This window comes from Mycobacterium hainanense, from assembly GCF_041890355.1.
Taxonomy (GTDB): Bacteria; Actinomycetota; Actinomycetes; order Mycobacteriales; family Mycobacteriaceae; genus Mycobacterium; species Mycobacterium hainanense.
On sequence record NZ_CP169059.1, the window covers coordinates 3,401,836 to 3,420,114 of the forward strand.

General features: G+C 69.8%; 2 protein-coding genes. Both read right to left on the minus strand.

Annotated elements, in window-relative coordinates:
* Positions 1 to 338 precede the first annotated feature (338 nt).
* On the minus strand, positions 339 to 7,985 hold the full coding sequence (locus ACEL92_RS15705) for an amino acid adenylation domain-containing protein (protein ID WP_374021660.1): 7,647 nt from the start codon (positions 7,983 to 7,985) through the stop codon (positions 339 to 341).
* A complete protein-coding gene (locus ACEL92_RS15710) occupies positions 7,982 to 18,226 on the minus strand; it encodes an amino acid adenylation domain-containing protein (RefSeq protein ID WP_374021661.1) in 10,245 nt (3,414 codons plus the stop codon). Before ACEL92_RS15710 ends, ACEL92_RS15705 begins: the two co-directional genes overlap by 4 nt.
* Positions 18,227 to 18,279 lie beyond the last annotated feature (53 nt).

Consider the following 18,279-nt stretch of genomic DNA (forward strand, 5'->3'; position numbering starts at 1 on the left):
ATGAGGTTCACCGTTCAAACCCCCGGTTGACTGCAGTCGCTCGACCGAACCCTCCACAATGCCCGTTCGGTTTTCATGCTGACTAAGACGGAACCGCGGCTGTGGTCTTCGACCGGTCCAACGCACAGGGTTTCTCCGCCAAAGTTAGTCAACATGAGTGCAACAATCCGAAAGGTTAGCCGAGCGCGCGAATGTGCGCTAGAGGTTTCGAAAAAGTGCCGGGCGCCTTAACAAAACCTCACGCGAAAGCCCCTAAAGATACGGAAAGGATGTTTCAGCCCGCAACATGAACATGCGTTCGATAGCTCCCGGGCAGACCGTCGTGAACCGCGGGCGTGTTACAGCAGGCCGAGCAACTGGAGGTCGGTGACGTATTTGACGATCACCGCCGGCGTGATGTGCGGGATGTCGTTGTCGGCGCCGATCTTGGCTTCCTGCACCGCGGCGCGGAATCGGTCGGCAGGGGCGAACGACCCCGTTGCCGGTTCGGGCGCCTGCAGCTGGTTGTAGCCCGGAACCTGCAGCATCTGCAGGACCGAGTGCTTGCGCTGGCGCTCCGGCAACTCGCGCAGCGCGGCCTCGAATCGCTGCAGCCACTCCCCGAAGTCGTCGATGCGCTCGATCGGGTACCCGGCCTCGATCAGCCAGTCGACGTACTCGTCGATGCCGATGCCGTCGTCGTGCGGGTTCATCACGTGGTAGGTCTCGAACCCCTCCATCACCTGCGCGCCGAGGGTGGTGACCGCCTCGGCGACGAACTCCACCGGCAGCGCATCGAAGTGCGAACGCTGCCGGTTGCCGTCGGCGTCCAGCTGGTAGAACGACCGCGGAGCGATGCCCGTGGCCACCAGGCTCAATACCATCCGCGTGAACATGTCGGACAGGTTGAACTGGCCGGCGTAGCTGGTGTCGGACAGGATCATGTCGGAGCGGAACACCGAGACGGGCAGCCCGCACAGGTCGTTGGCCTCGCGCAGTAGCACCTCGCCGGCCCACTTGCTGTTGCCGTAGCCGTTGGCGTAGCTGCCGTCGATCTTGCGGATCGGGCTGATCACGCGGATGTCGGCGTCCTCGGTGAACGCCGCCGGATCGATCTGGCGGCCCACATCGGAGGTCGACACGTACGCGTACGGCTTCAGCCTGCTGGTCAGCGCGATCCGGATCAGCTCGGCGGTGCCCGCGACGTTGGGTCCGAACAGCTCGCTGTAAGGCAGCACCCCGTTGACCAGGGCGGCCGAGTCGACGATCAGGTCGACGGTGTCGGCCAGCCGCTGCCACGTCTGCTCGTCGAGACCCAGGTTCGCAGCGCCCTTGTCACCGGCGATCACCTCGAGGTGGTCGGCCGCGAGCTGCTGGAAGTAACGGAGCAGCTTCGGGTCCCCGCTGTCGAACGTCTTCTCCAGCCGCTGGCGCGCCTCTTCGTCCGAGCCGGCCCGCACCAAGCAGATCAGCTTGCCGTCCACCAGCTCGAGCTGCTCGAGCCACTGCAGCGCCAGGTACCGGCCGAGGAAGCCGGTCGCCCCAGTCAACAGGACCGTCTGCACCTGCGAGCTCGGGCCCGGCAGCGCGGGCGCGGCGCTCAGTGTCGCGGCGTCGATGAACTTGTCCAGGGTGAGATCGCTGGCGTAGACCTGGGTGGCGTCCCGCCCGTGGACGGAGGCGAAGCTGGGGCCGCCGGCCTCGGCTTGGCCCGCATCGCCGGCATCGCGTTCGGCCCGGTGGGCCAGGCCGCGCACCGATGGCGCCTCGAACAAGCTGCGCACCGAGAGGTTGGTGTCGAGGGCGGTGTTGATCTCGGCGATCACCCGCATCGCGGAAAGCGAATCCCCGCCGAGGTCGAAGAACGAGTCTTCGACCGAAACCCGCTGCAGCCCGAGCACGCGGCCGTAGATGTCGGCCAGGGTCTCCTCCACCGGAGTGGCCGGGGCCCGGTACTCACCACCGGTCTTCTGGTATTCGGGGGCGGGCAGGGCGCGCTTGTCGAGCTTGCCGTTGACGGTCAGCGGCAGCGCGTCCAGCACTACCACCGCGACCGGCACCATGTAAGCGGGCAGGCGCTCACCCAGCTGGGCCCGCACCTGGGCGGGATCGGCGGTGCCGGTGATGTAGCCGACCAGCCGCTTGTCGCCGGGGCGGTCCTCGCGGGCGATCACCGCCGCTTGCTCGACCCCGTCCAGACCGGCCAGGGCGGCCTGGATTTCGCCGAGCTCGATGCGGTAGCCGCGGATCTTGACCTGCTCATCGACACGGCCGAGGTACTGCAGCTGACCGTCTGCGCCCCAGCGCACCAGGTCCCCGGTGCGATACATCCGCGCGCCCGGCGCCCCGAATGGGCAGGCCACGAACCGCGAGGCCGTCAGGGCGGAGCGCCGCGCATAGCCCGACGCCACACCCCGACCGGCGATGTAGAGCTCACCGACGACGCCTTCCGGCGCCGGGCGCAGCCACTTGTCCAGGACGAACAGGGCTGCCCCGGGAACGGGTGCGCCGATCGGCGCTCCCCCGTCCGCGCTCAGCGGCGCGCTCATCGCCGCGTACACCGTGCCCTCGGTCGGGCCGTAGGCGTTGATCATCACCCGACCCGGCGCCCACCGTGAGACCACCTCCGGCGGGCAGGCCTCGCCGGCGACCACCAGGGCCATCGAGTCCAGCCCCTCCGGGGACAGCATTCCCACCGCCGACGGGGTCTGGCTGAGCACGGTCACCTGCTCCGCGACCAGCAGCGCGTGCAGGTCCTTCGGGGAACCGGCCACCGACTCGGGCACCACGACCAGCCGCCCGCCGTGCAACAGGGCGCCGAAGATCTCGTGCACCGAGACGTCGAAGACCAGCGAATGCCACTGCGCCCAGACGCCCGGGTCGGGCAGGTCGGCGTGCAGCTTCTCGAGCAGCTGGGTGGCGTTGAGGTGCGTGACCGCCACGCCCTTCGGGATACCCGTGGTGCCGGACGTGTAGATGAGGTACGCGATGTCGTCGGGCGCCGGGCCCGGCAACGCCGTGGCGGGCCGCGCGTCCACCGACGGGTCGTTGACGTCGATCACCAGCAGGCCAGCGCCCTCCAGCCGCGACCGCAATTCGGCGGCCGTGACGACGGCGACCGGCGTGGCGTCGGCGAGCACGAACTCGATCCGCGCCGCCGGGACCGCCGGGTCGATCGGCAGGTACGCCGCGCCGGTCTTCAACACGGCGATGATCGACACGATCGCCTCGGCCGACCGGGGAAGCAGCAGCGCCACGTTTTCGCCGGGCCGTGCGCCGTGCTCGGCCAGGAGGTGGGCCATCCGGTTCGCGGCCTCGTCGAGTTCCCGATAAGTCATCGAGTGGCCGTCGAACGTCAGCGCCACCGCTTCCGGCGTCCGGGCCACCTGCCTGGCGAACAGCGACGTGATCGACGCCTTGCCTCGCACGGGCGCGGTCAACACCGACCGGTTGCCCCACTCGTCGAGGCGGGCGCGCTCGCCGACGTCCAGGACGTCCATCGTGGACAGCCGCTGGCTGGAGTCGGCGGTCATGCCGGCCAACACGCGCTGGAACCGCTCGATCAGCGATTCGATCGCGGCGGTGTCGAACACGCTGGTGTCGAATTCGACGCGCAGGCCCAGCTCACGGCCCGGAAGGGCCATCACCGACAGCGGGTAATGGTTGTACTCGCGGTTGGTGACGTCGGTGATCGCCAGCTCATGGAAGCCCAGCGGCACGCTGGTGTCGATCGGGTAGTTCTCGTACAGGAAGAGCGTGTCGAAGAGCTGGTCGTGACCGGTGACGCGGTGAATCTCGTTCAGCGCCAAGTGCTCGTGTTCGATCGTGTTGTTGTGGGCGTTCTGCAGCTGCTGCAGCAGCTCGACCACGGTGGTCGACGCGGTGATGTTGGCGCGCACCGGCACGGTGTTAATCAACAAGCCCACCATCGACTCGGCGCCGGCCAAGTCGGCCGGCCGACCGGACACCGCGGTGCCGAAGGCGACGTCGTGCTGGCCGGTCAGCCACATCAGCAGCTGCGCCCAGGCGCCCTGCAACACGGTGTTGATGGTGGTGTGGCAGGAGCGGGCGAGCTCGCCCAGCGCCCGAGTGGTCTCTGCGGGCATCCGGTAGGACTCGACGCCTCGCCGGCCGAGGCCCAGCCGGGCCGGCGGGCCGACCAAGGTGGGCGCGTCGAATCCGGCCATCACCTCGGCCCAGGCCGCCCGGGCCGCCGTGCGGTCCTGGGCCGCGAGCCACGTCAGGTAGCTGCGGTAGGACGCGGGCGCGGGCAACCGCTCGCCGTAGTAGCTGGTCAAAATCTCCCGCAGCATGATCGGCAGCGACCAGCCGTCCATCACGATGTGGTGGTTGGTCAGCACGAACCGGTGCCTGTTGTCGGCGGTGCGGATCAGCGCGGCGCGGAAGGCCGGCCGGTTGGCGAGGTCGCTGACCGCCGCCCGCTCGGCGGCGCAAAGCTGATCGATCTTCTCGTCGGGATCCAGGTCGTCCGCGCCGAGCTGGATGTAGCGCCACGCCATCACCGGGTCGGCCGGGAGGACCTGCACCGGCTCACCGAACTGGGGGCAGAATCGCGCCGCGAGGTTGGGGTGCCGGCCGACGACGGCGTGCACGGCCTCCCGCAGCCGGTGCGCGTCGAGGGCGCCGGTGACGGTGATACCGAGCTGCACCGCGTACACGTCGTCGCCGGGGTCGTGCGCGAAGCTGGCGTGGAAGAGCAGGCCCTGCTGCAACGGGGTCAACGGCAAGACGTCGGCGACCGCGTACTGCTGGCACAGGTCGTCGAGCTGCTGCTGAGTCAGCCGAGCGGGGGCGATGTCGGACGGGGTGAGCCCGCCGCCGCCGCTCCGCACGTGCGCGCAGATGCCGGCCAGGGCCTCGAACCACAACTGGCTCAACCGGCTGACCTGTTCGTGGTCGAGCGCCGACGGCGCCCACGTCCAGTTCGCCTGCAGGTTCGGGCCGGCCTCGGTGTCCATGGTGCCGGCGTTGAGGTCGATGGTGTGCATCAGCGGCATCGGCAACGCCGCGCTGGCGGCGCCGGTGAACGACAGGCTGTCCTGGCTGATTCGCCACATCTCGCCGGGCAGATCGGCCGCCGCGCCCAGCCGACCCAGGTAGTTGAACCCGATGACCGGGTCCGAGCCGTCCAGGTCGACGTCGGTGTTGAGGTAGCGCAGCAGCCCGTAGGTCAGCGGGTTTGGCAGGGCACGCAGTTGCTCCTTGGCCTTCTTGACCAGCGCTCCCAGCGCCCGGTCGCCGGCCATCACCTGTGCCCAGTCCAGCTCGCCGACGGTCAGCGCGACGGGGTACTTGGTGGTGAACCAGCCGACGGTGCGGGACAGGTCGACGCGCGGGCCCAGTTCCTCGTGGCGGCCGTGGCCCTCCACGTCGATGCCGATCGGGGCGCCGGTGCCGACGAACCGCGCCCATGCCAGCCCGAACGCGATCAGCAGGATGTCCTGCACGCCGGCGTGGAACGCCGCGGGCACCTCGCCCAGCAGCGACCGGGTGGTCTCCACGTCCAGCGACACCGACAGCTGCTTGGCCGTCTCGTAGGTGTCGACGTCGGGGCGCACCGCCGGCAGCAACGCCGGGGTCGCCGCGACCTGGCGCCACGCCTCGGCCGTCTCGACGACCTCGGGGCGCTGGGCGTGCTCCTCCAGCATCGCCGACCAGCGGGCGAACGAGGTTCCACCCGTCGGCAACGCCACGGGCTGCCCGCTGTGGTGCTGGGCCCAGGCAATGTTCAAGTCTTCCAACAGAATCCGCCACGACACGCCGTCAACGGCCAGGTGGTGGATCATCAACGCCAACTGGGCGGTGGATTCCGCCCACACGGCACGGAACATGACGCCGGCAGCGGGGTTCAGCTGCGAGCGCGCCGCCACCAGCGCCGCGTCGGACAGCGCGTCGACGGTGTGCATGCAGGTGCCGGCATCGACCGAGCCGACCTCGGGCACATGCATCGACCAGCCGCCGGCGCCGTCGTCGTCGACGCGCAGCCGCAGCGTGGCGTGCCGGTCCAGCAGCGCCTGCAGCACCACCCGCACGTCGTCGCGGGTGACACCCGCGGGGGCCTGCACCACCATGGTCTGGTTGAACTGGTCGGTCGGGCCCTCGACCGGCTGCAGCCAGCGCATGATCGGGGTCGCGGCCACCGGGCCGATGCCCTCGTCGACTTCCTCCTCGTCGGAGGCCACGCGGGCCACTCGGGCCAGCTTGGCCACCGTCTGCTCGACGAACACGTCGCGCGGCCGGCACACCACGCCGGCAGCCCGGGCGCGGGCCACCACCTGCATGGACAGGATGCTGTCGCCGCCGAGGTCGAAGAACGAGTCGTCCACGCCCACCCGCTCGAGTCCGAGGACCTGCGCGTAGATGGCGGTCAGGGTCTCTTCGACGGCCGTGGTCGGCGCGCGGTATTCGCCGCTGGTCTTCTGGTATTCGGGGGCGGGCAGGGCGCGCTTGTCGAGCTTGCCGTTGACGGTCAGCGGCAGCGCGTCCAGCACCACGACGGCCGCGGGCACCATGTAGCTGGGCAGCCGCTCGCCGAGCTGGGTGCGGATCTCGGCCGGGTCGGCGGTGCCCGTCACGTACCCCACCAGCCGCTTGTCGCCGGGGCGGTCCTCGCGGGCGATCACCGCCGCCTGCTCCACGCCGTCCAGCGCCGCGAGCGCCGACTGGATTTCGCCGAGCTCGATGCGGTAGCCGCGGATTTTGACCTGCTCGTCGGCGCGGCCCAGGTACTGCAACTGGCCGTCGACGCCCCAGCGCACCAGGTCGCCGGTGCGGTACATGCGCGTCCCCGGCGCCCCGAACGGGCAGGCGATGAAGCGCGAGGCCGTCAGGCCCGGCCGGCGCACGTATCCGGAGGCCACGCCGCGACCGGCGATGTACAGCTCGCCGACCACACCCTCCGGCGCGGGGCGCAACCACTTGTCGAGCACGAACAGCGCCGCTCCGGGCACCGGCGAGCCGATCGGCGGCGCCCCGGACTCCGCCTTCAGCGGCCTGCTCATCGACGCGTACACCGTGCCCTCGGTCGGGCCGTAGGCGTTGATCATCACCCGGCGCGGCGCCCAGCGATCCACCACTTCGGACGGGCAGGCCTCGCCGGCCACGATCAGCGCGGTGGAATCCAGCCCGTCGGGCGACAGCATGCCCACCGCCGATGGGGTCTGGCACAGCACGGTGACCTTCTCCGCCACCAACAGCGCGTGCAGCTCGTCCGGCGATCCGGCCACCGATTCGGGCACCACGACCAGCCGGCCGCCGTGCAGCAGCGGGCCCCAGACCTCCCACACCGACACGTCGAAGACCAGCGAATGCCATTGCGACCACACACCGGCCTTCGGCAGGTCGGCGGGCAGCTTGTTGAGCAACTGGGTGACGTTCTGGTGCGTGACCGCCACACCCTTCGGGGTGCCGGTCGTGCCCGAGGTGTAGATCATGTACGCGATGTCCTCGGGAGCCGGTCCGGGCAGCTCCGAGCTCGGCTGTTCGTCGACCGCCGGGTCGGCGACGTCGACGACCAGCAGATCGAAGCCGTCCAGCCGCGCTCGCAGTTCACCCGTCGTGACCGCGGCGACCGGTGCCGCGTCGCCGAGCATGAACTCCATCCGCGCCGCGGGGACCGCCGGGTCGATGGGCAGGTACGCCGCACCGGTCTTGAGCACCGCCAGGATGGACACGATCGCCTCGGCGGACCGCGGCAGCAGCAGCGCCACGCAGGCGCCCGGGCGCGCGCCGTGATCGGCCAGCAGATGCGCGAGCCGGTTCGCGGCCTCGTCGAGCTCCCGGTAGGTCAGCGTGCGACCCTGGAAGGTCAGCGCCGGAGCTTCGGGAACGCGCGCGACCTGCTTGGCGAACAACGCCGGAATCGATGCCGCTTCCGTCACCGGAGCAGTCAGCACCTCCCGGTTGCCCCACTCGTCGAGGCGGTCGTGCTCACCGCCGTCAAGCAAGTCGATCGACAACAATCGCCGCCCCGCACCGACGGTCATGACTGCTCCTCCACATCTGCGGTCATGGCTTCCAGCACGCGCCTGAACCGCTCAACCAACCTTTCGATTCTGCCCGTGTCGAAGACTTCTGTATCGAATTCGACGCGAAGACCTATTTCGTGACCTGGCACGGCCTGCACCGACAACGGGTAATGGTTGTATTCCCGATTAGTGAAACCGCTAATAGCCAGCTCATCGACGGCAGACAACGCTGCGGTGTCGATCGGATAGTTCTCGTACACGAACATGGTGTCGAACAATTGGTCGTGTCCCGTTACACGGTGGATCTCGTTGAGCGCCAGATGCTGGTGCTCGAGCGTGTCGTTGTAGGCGCCTTGTAGCTGGTTGAGCAGGTCGGCGATCGTGGTTTCGGCGCCGACCGTCGCCCGCACCGGCACCGTGTTGATCAGCAGCCCCACCATCTGGTCGGCGCCGGCCAGATCGCTCGGCCGACCCGACACCGCTGTGCCGAAGGTCACATCGTGCTGACCGGTCAGCCACATCAGCAGCTGCGCCCACGCCGCCTGCAGCACGGTGCTCACGGTGGTGTGGCACGAACGGGCCAGTTCGCCCAGCGCCCGCGTGGTCTCCGCCGACACTTGGAAGGAGGACACCCCCCGGGGCCCGAGGCTGACCCGGCCGGGCGGACCCACCAAGGTCGGCGTGTCGAAGCCGGCCAGCACCCGCCGCCACGCCGCCTGGGCCGCGCCGCGGTCCTGCGCCGCCAGCCAGGCGACGAACTTGCGGTACGGCACCGGGGCGGGCAACTGCACACCGTAGTAGGCGGCGAAGATCTCCTGCAGCAGGATCGGCTTCGACCAGCCATCGAGCACGATGTGGTGGTTGGTCAGCACGAACCGGTGCCGGTTGTCGGCGGTGCGGATCAGCGCGGCCCGGAACGGCGGGCGCTCCGCCAAATCGGAGACCGCGGCGCGTTCGGCGGCGCAGAGCTGCTGGATCTGCTCCTCCGGTTCGACGTCTTCGGCGTCGAGCTCGACGTAATGCCACGCCAGTGCGGGCTCGGCGGAGAGCACCTGCACCGGCTCGCCGAAGTCCTCGACGAAGTGCGCCACCACGTTGGGATGCCGCTTGATCATGGTGTGGACGGCGTCGCGCAACCGGTGCGGGTCGAGGGCGCCGCTCACGCTGATGTCGAGCTGCACCGCGTACAGGTCGTCGCTGCCGTGCTCGCTGCCGGTGTGGAAGAGCAGGCCCTGCTGCAGCGGGGTCAACGGCAACACGTCGGCGATCGGGTAGCGCTGGCACAGTTCGTCGATGTCCCGCTGGGTCAGCCGCGCGGGGGCCAGGTCCGACGGCGTCAGGCCGCCGCCGCCGCTGCGGACGTGGCTGCAGATGCCGCTCAGGGCGTCGAACCACAATTCGCTCAGCCGGGCCACCTGGCCCTCGTCCAGCGCCGAGCGCGCCCAGGTCCAGTTGGCCTGCAGGAGCGGACCGCCGGCGGTGTCCAGGGTGCCGGCGTTGAGCTCGACGGTGTGCGGCAACGGCATCGGCACCGCCGTCGCGGCGCCGGCCGACGCCAGGCTGTCCTGGTCGAGCCGCCACAGCTCGCTGGACAGGTCGCCGGCGCCGCCCAGCCGCCCGAGGTAGTTGAACCCGATCACAGGGTCGGACACGTCGAGTTCGACGTCGGGGTTCAGGTAGCGCAGCAGTCCGTAGGTCAGGCCGTCGGGCAGGGCGCGCAGCTGTTCCTTGGCATCCTTGACCAGCGCCCCCAGCTCCGCCTCACCGGCGACGACCCGCCCCCAGGACAGCCCGCCGACCTGCAACGCGACCGGGTACTTGCTGGTGAACCAGCCCACCGTGCGGGACAGGTCCACCTGCGGACCCAACTCCTCTTGCCGCCCGTGGCCCTCGACGTCGATGCCGATCGGGGCGCCGGTGCCCACGAACTGCGCCCAGGCCAACCCAAATGCGATCAGCAGGATGTCCTGCACGCCGGCGTGGAACGCCGCGGGCACCTCGCCCAGCAACAACCGCGTCGTGTCGGCATCCAGTGACACCGACAGCTGTCCCGCACTGACGTAGGTGTCGATGTCGGGACGCACCGACGGCAACGGAGCCGGGGTCGACGAGATCTGCCGCCAGGCTTCGGCGGTGTCGACGACTTCCGGTCGGCGCGCGTGCTCGGCCAGCAGCGACGACCACCGCGCGAACGACATGCCGCCGGCCGGCAGGGCCACCGGCTGCCCGCTGTGATGCTGGGCCCAGGCAATGTTCAAGTCTTCCAACAGGATTCGCCACGACACGCCGTCAACGGCCAGGTGGTGAATGATCAGCGCGAGCTGGCCCGTGCCGGGCACCCATACCGCGCGCAGCATCGTGCCGCTGGCCGGGTTCAGCTGCGAGACGGCCGTCGACAACGCCGCGTCGGACAACGCCTCCGCGGTGTGCACGCAGCTGGCGGCGTCGACCTCGCCGACCTCGGGAACCCGCAGCGACCACCCGCCCGCGCCGTCGTCGTCGACGCGCAGCCGCAGCATCGCGTGCCGGTCCAGCAAAGCCTGCAGGACCAGCACGACGTCGGCTTCGATCACCCCCGCCGGGGCCTGCACCACCATCGTCTGGTTGAACTGCTCGACCGGGCCGTCGATGCTGTGCAGCCAGCGCATGATCGGGGTCGCGACCACCGGCCCGACACCCTCGTCGACCACGTCGTCGTCGGTGGCCAGAGCGGCAACCCGGGCCAGCCGGGCCACCGTCTGCTCGACGAAGATGTCGCGTGGGCGGCAGACGACGCCGGCCGCCCGGGCGCGGGCGACGACTTGCATCGACAGGATGCTGTCGCCGCCGAGGTCGAAGAACGAGTCGTCCACGCCGACGCGTTCCACACCCAGCACCTGGGCGTAGATGCCGGCCAGGATCTCCTCGATCGCCGTGCTGGGGGCGCGGTACTGGTCGGCGTCGGAGTATTCCGGTGCCGGCAGCGCGCGGGTGTCGAGCTTGCCGTTGACGGTCAGCGGCAGCGCGTCGAGCACCACCACCGCGGTGGGCACCATGTAGGTCGGCAGCCGCTCGCCGAGCTGGTTGCGGATCTCGGCCGGGTCGGCGGTTCCGGTCACGTACCCCACCAACCGCTTGTCGCCGGGGCGGTCCTCACGGGCGATCACCGCCGCCTCGTTGACGCCGTCCAGCGCGGCCAGGGCGGCGTGCACCTCGCCGAGCTCGATGCGGTAGCCGCGGATCTTGACCTGCTCGTCGGCGCGGCCCATGTACTGCAGCTGGCCGTCCGCACCCCAGCGCACCAGGTCGCCCGTGCGGTACATGCGCGCGCCGGAGCCGCCGAACGGGCACGCCACAAACCGCGTGGCGGACAGTCCGGACCGGCCCACATACCCGTACGCTAGGCCCCGGCCGGCCACGTACAACTCGCCGACCACACCTTCGGGCACCGGCCGCAGCCACCCGTCCAGCACGAAGAAGCCCAGGTGGGCCAGCGGAACGCCGATCGGGCTGGCGTTGCTGTCGACGTCGCCCTCGACGACTTCCCGGAACGAGGCGTGCACCGTGGTCTCGGTGATGCCATACATATTGATCAGGCGCGGCAGCCCGGGGTGATTGTGCAGCCACTTGCCCAGCCGGTGGGGTTCGAGGGCCTCTCCGCCGAACACCACCGTCTGCAGCTTCAGCTGCTGCCCCAGCTCGGGCGCCAGCGAATCCGCGGTCTGCAGCGCGTAGAACGCCGACGGCGTCTGGCTCAGCACGCTGACCTGTTCCCGGACCAGCATGGCGTGCAGCTCTTCGGGCGAACGGACCACCGCGTCGGGCACGATCACCAGCCGGCCGCCGTACAACAGCGACCCGAAGATCTCCCACACCGAGAAGTCGAAGGCCAGCGAGTGGCACTGCGTCCACACCTGCCCCAGTGCCAGCTGCGCGTCCAGCGACTCGAGCAACTGGGTGACGTTGCGGTGCGGCACGGCCACGCCCTTGGGCGTGCCGGTGGTTCCGGACGTGTAGATGATGTAGGCGATGTTGTCCGGCGACGGCGCGGGCAGCCCGTCGCTGGACTGGGTGGCGACGGCGGGGTCGTCGAAGTCGATGACGTCCAGGTCTTGTCCGTCGAGCCGCGACCGCACCTCCGCGGTGGTGACGGCGGCGATCGGAGACGCGTCGCCGAGCACGAACTCGATGCGCGCCGCCGGCACCGCCGGGTCGACGGGCAGGTAGGCCGCCCCCGTCTTGAGCACAGCCAGGATGGCCACGACCGCCTCGGCCGTCCTGGGGAACAGCACCGCGACGCGCTCCCCCGGTCCGGCGCCCCGGCTCACCAGCAGGTGGGCCAGGCGGTTCGCCTGTTGCTCGACCTCGCCGTAGGTCCAGGAACGGTCGCCGTAGGTGATGGCCACCGCTTCCGGGGCGCGGGTCGCCTGCGCGGCGAACAGCTCCGGTATCGATGCCAGTTTGGGTGCCGCCTCGGCCAGCACCGGCCGGTTGCCCCAGTCGTCGAGCCGGCCGTGTTCGGCGGCGTCGAGCAGGTCGATCGAGGACAGGCGGCGGGCGGGATCGGCCGTCATGGCGACCATTACCTGCTGCAACCGCTCGATGAGCGTGTTGATGGCCGCGGCGGTGAACACCTCGGTGTCGAATTCGACGCGCAGGCTCAGCTCGTGACCCGGCGAGGCCACCACGGACAGCGGGTAGTGGTTGTATTCGCGGCTGCTGAAGTCGGTGATGGCCAGCTCGTGGACGCCCAACAGGGCGCCGGCGTCGATCGGGTAGTTCTCGTAGAGGAACAGGGTGTCGAACAGCTGGTCGTGACCGGTGACGCGGTGGATCTCGGGCAGCGCCAGGTGCTGGTAGTCGACGGTGTCGTTGTGCAGGCGTTGCAGCTGGTCGAGCAGGTCGGCCACGGTGGTCGTCGCGGTGATCCTCGCCCGCACGGGCACGGTGTTGATCAGCAGGCCCACCATCGCGTCCGCGCCGGGCAGCTCGGTGGGACGTCCCGAGACGGCGGTGCCGAAGGCGATGTCATGCTGGCCGGTCAGCCACGTGAGCAGCTGCGTCCACGCGCCTTGCAGGACGGTGCTGATGGTGGTGCGGCAGGACCGCGCCAGCTCGCCCAGTGCGTGCGTGGTTTCGGCGGGCACGTGGAAGGCGGCGACGCCGCGCTTCCCGATCTGCCCGAGCGGACCGACCAGGGTGGGGGTCTCGAAGCCGGCCAGCGCCTGGGCCCATGCGGCTTGCGCGGCGGCGCGGTCCTGGTTGGTCAGCCAGGTGACGAAGCTGCGGTACGACGGGGGGGCGGGCAACCGCTCTCCGTAGTAGCTGGCGAACACTTCCTGCAGCAGCACGGGCAGCGACCAGCCGTCGACCACGATGTGGTGGATGGTCAGCACGAACCGATGCCGGTCGGCCGTCGTGCGGATCAGCGCGCCCCGGAACGACGGCTTGTCGGCCAGGTCGCACACCGCGGCGCGTTCGTCGGCGCACAGCTGCTCGACCTGCTCGTCGATGTTGCCGCCGTCCAGCTCGACGTACCGCCAGGCCATCTGGGGATCGGCCGGGATGATCTGCACGGGCTCGCCGAAGTCTTCGGAGAACCGGGCGACCAGGTTGGGGTGGCGCTTGACGGCTGTGTGGACCGCCTCGCGCAGGCGCGCCGCGTCGAGCGCACCGCTGACGGTGATCCCGAGCTGCACCGCGTACAGGTCGTCCATGTCCTGCGCGAAGGCGGTGTGGAACAGCAATCCCTGCTGCACCGGGGTCAGCGGCAGCACGTCGGCGACGCCGCCCTGCCTGCACAGGCTGTCGATTTCCTGCTGGCTGAGCTGAGCGGGGGCGATGTCCGACGGGGTCAGCCCGCCGCCGCCGGCCTGGACATGCGCGCAGATCCCGGCCAGAGCCTCAAACCACAGCTGGCTCAAGCGGTTTACCCGTTCCTGGTCCAGCGCCGACGGGGCCCAGCTCCAGTTGGCCTGCAGGTGCGGGCCGGCCTCGGTGTCCATGGTGCCGGCGTTGAGCTCGACGGTGTGAGCGAGCGGCATGGGTACTGCCGTGGCCACCGCCGCCACCGCCAGGCTGTCGTGGCTGACCCGCCAGAACTCGTCGGAGAGATCCGCGCCCGCGCCGAGCCGTCCCAGGTAGTTGAACCCGATCACCGGGTCCGCCCCGTCCAGGTCCACGTCGTCGTTCAGGTAGCGCAGCAGGCCGTAGGTCAGGCCGTCGGGCAAAGCGCGCAGCTGTTCCTTGGCGGCCTTGATCACCGGGCCCAGCGCGGGCTCGCCGCCTGCCACCTGCGACCAGTTGAGCCGGCCACCCTTCAACGCCACCGGGTATTTGGTGGTGAACCAGCCGACGGTGCGCGACAAGTCCACGCGGGGAAAGAGTTCTTCCTGACGCCCGTGGCCCTCCACGTCGATGCCGATCGGCGCGGCGCCGGCGCCCAGGAACTCCGCGAAGGCCAGCCCGAAGGCGATCAGCAAGATGTCGCCCACGCCGGCGTGGAAGGCGGCGGGCACCTCGCCGAGCAGCAGCCGGGTCGTCTCCACGTCCAGCGAGACGGACAGCTGACCGGCGTTCACGTAGGTATCGGTGTCGGGTTGCACGGCCGGCAACGCGGCTGGGGTGGCCGCGACCCGCCGCCAGTCGTCGGCCCGGGCCACCACGTCGGGCCGGTGCGCGTACTCCTGAAGCAGCGACGACCAGCGGGCGAACGACGTCCCGGGCGCAAGCAGGTCGATGGGCTGCCCGTTGTGATGCTGGGACCAGGCGATGTTGAAGTCTTCCAACAAGATTCGCCACGACACTCCGTCGACGGCGAGGTGGTGGATGATCAGCGCCAGCTGACCAGTGGACTGCGCCCACGCCGCGCTGACCATCACCCCGGCGGCCGGGTTCAGCCGCGATCGGGCCTCCGCCAACGCCTCGTCGGACAGCGACTCCACGGCGTGCACGCAGCCGCGCGCGTCCACCGCGCCGACCTCGGGCACCTGCAGCGACCAGCCGCCCGCGCCGTCGTCGTCGGCGCGCAGCCGCAGGGCGGCGTGGCGGTCCAGCAGCGCCTGCAGGACCGCCACCACGTCGTCCTCGCTCGCGCCCGCCGGCGCCTGCACCACCATGGTCTGGTTGAACTGCTCGATCGGCCCGTCGATGTCTTGCAGCCACCGCATGATCGGGGTGGCCACCACCGGCCCGACGCCGTCGTCGCCCGCCCCCGCCGCACCGTCGGCCGCCACCTCGGCCACCCGGGCCAGCCTGGCCACCGACTGCTCGACGAACACGTCACGCGGCCGGAACAGGATGCCCGCCGCCCGGGCCCGGGCCACGACCTGCATCGACAGAATGCTGTCGCCACCGAGGTCGAAGAACGAGGCGTCGACGCCAACCCGCTCGATACCCAGCACCTGGGCGTAAATGTCGGCCAGGATCTCCTCGACCCGGTCGCCCGGGGCGCGGTACTCGGCGGTGGCATACTCGGGTGCGGGCAGGGCGCGCTTGTCGAGCTTGCCGTTGCCGGTCAGCGGCAGGGCCTCCAACACCACCACCGCGGCCGGGACCATGTACGGCGGCAGGCGATCGGCCAGCGCCGCGCGGATCGCGGCCGGATCGGCGGTCCCGGTGATGTAGCCCACCAGGCGCTTGTCGCCGGGGCGGTCCTCGCGGGCGATCACGGCCGCCTGGTCGACGCCGTCGAGACCCTTGAGCACCGACTGGATCTCACCCAGCTCGATGCGATAGCCGCGGATCTTGACCTGCTCGTCGGAGCGGCCGAAGTACTGCAGCTGCCCGTCCTCGCCCCAGCAGACGAGGTCACCGGTGCGGTACATCCGCGCACCGGGACCACCGAACGGGTTGGCCACGAACCGGGAAGCCGTCAGGCCGGCGCGGCGCACGTATCCGATGCCGACGCCGCGACCCGCGAGGTACAGCTCGCCGACCACACCGGCCGGCACCGGCTGCAACCACTTGTCCAGGACGAACATCGCCGCGCCGGAAATCGGCGAACCGATCGGCACCACACCGGTTCCGGGGGTCAGCGGCTTGCTGATCGAGGCGCAGACCGTGGTCTCCGTCGGGCCGTAGGCGTCGAGCATCACCCGTCCGGGCGCCGCCCACCGATCCACCACGTCGGTCGGGCAAGCCTCGCCGGCCACCACCAAGGCGGTGGACTCGAGGCCCTCCTCCGGCAGCATCGCCACCGAGGACGGGGTCTGGGTGAGCACGCTGACCTTTTCCGCGACCAGCAGGTCGTGCAGCTCGTCCGGGGAGCTCGCCACGGACTCCGGGACCACGAGCAGCCGGCGACCACGCAGCAGCGCGCCGAAGATCTCCCACACGGAGAAGTCGAAGGCCGCGGAATGGCATTGCGTCCACACCTGCCCCTTGGGCAGGCCCTCGTCGAGCGACTCGATCAGCCACGTGACGTTGAGATGAGGAATGGCAACACCTTTGGGGGTTCCGGTGGTGCCGGACGTGTAGATGATGTAAGCGACGTTCTCCGGGGCCGGCGCGGGCAGCGCGGTGCTGGGCTGGGTTTCGACGGCCGGGTCGTGGACGTCGACGACCAACAGGTCGCGCCCGTCCAGCCGGGAACGCAGGTCCGCCGTGGTGATCACCGCGCTCGGCGCCGCATCGGACAGCACGAACTCCATCCGGGCCGCGGAATGCGCGGGGTCGATCGGCACATAGGCCGCACCCGTCTTGAGGACCGCAAGCATCGCCACGATCGCATCGGCGCAGCGGGGGAACATCACCGCCACACACTCGCCGGGCCCCGCGCCGTGGCCGGCCAGCAGGTGCGCCAGCCGGTTGGAGGCCTCGTCGAGTTCGGCGTAGGTCAACGACTTGGCGTCGCAGGTGACGGCCAGGGCCTCGGGCGAGCGCTGCACGTGTTCGGCGAACGCCACCGGGATCGAGACAGGCTCGGGTGCCGGCTGGGTCAGGGCCGCCCGGTTGCTCCACTCGTCGAGCTGCGCCGGCTCGTCGGCGGCCAACAGGTCGATCGAGGACAGCCACCGCTCCGGGTCGGCGGTCATCTCCTCCAGTACCCGCTGCATCCGCGCCGCCAGGTCCGCCACGCCGAAGTCCGCGAACGGTTGGCCCGGACCCGCGGTGCTGAGGAAAAGCTGGTCGCCGGCGCCGAGGAAGAACAGGCTGAAATGCCCCACGGGCCCGTGGTTGGTGTAACTCGCCGTCGCCGGCGAACCGGCGAGGTCCAAGGTCAGCCTCATCGGCAGGAAGTTGATGCCGACCCGATTCGCCGCCTGCCTCAGGCCGTCGCTCTCCAGGGTGTGCACCGGGAATCGCTGATGGTGCAACAGTTCCCGGATTCGCGTGTCGACGTGTTTGCAGAAGTCAGCGACCGTGGCGGTGGGCGCGGTGTCCAAGACGAGCGGCACCACCCCGGCGAACATGCCGGGAAGCGTCTTGGATTCCTGGCTCACCCGCCGGCTCACCGGAAAGTCGAGCGCCACTTGCGAGCCGCTCCCCGACCACGCCCGCACCAACAGCGCGCACGCCGCGGTGGTAACAGAAAACCGGCGGATGCCCAGCTTCTTGGACAGCTCCTTGATCCGGGTGGTGACGGACGGGTCCAGCTGGACCGACGCAGACGGCGAGTAGTGGTCTTTGCCGCTCGCGGCCTCGACCGGGCGATCGACCCACGCGCTTTCCGGCGGAAGGTTGTCGCGCCAATAAGCCTGGTCCTCCAAATAGTCGGCAGATGCTTCATATTCGGATTCGATGTCGACCAAATCTTGCGCCGAGCCGAAATAGGCATCAGGAATGGGTTTCCCGGCCATCATGGCGGAATAAATTGTGGAGACCCGACGGGCCACCAGCGCCATACCCAATCCGTCGATCGCTATGTGGTGACAGCAGCCGAATAAATAAAACTGGTCAACCCCGGTCTGAAACAACACGAATTGAAACAGCTGGCCGTTCAATGCCATGGGCGTCCGCTGGATCGAGGACGCCATCGCGCGGGCTTCCTGCACGGGGTCGGGCAGGGAGGTCAGGTCGTGAAAGGTGAGCTGGACGTCCGGGTAGTCGATCGGCTTCTGCACCACTTGGCCGTCGACCTCGAAGAACGACACCCGGCCGGCCTCGGCCTCGGCGACGGTCTGGGTGAGGGCGCGCCCAAGGGCTTCGCGGTCGACCGGACCGTCGATCCTGATCAGCAGCCCGAGCTGCCACTCCGTACCGACATAACCCGTTTCCTGCGAGAGCCAGATGTCAAGCTGGCCGCGCGTCAGCGGAAGTGTGCGATCACCAACTTCCATCGACTCCCCCAAAGTTTCACCCGCCCCATACCCCGACTCGTTACTGGTCAAAA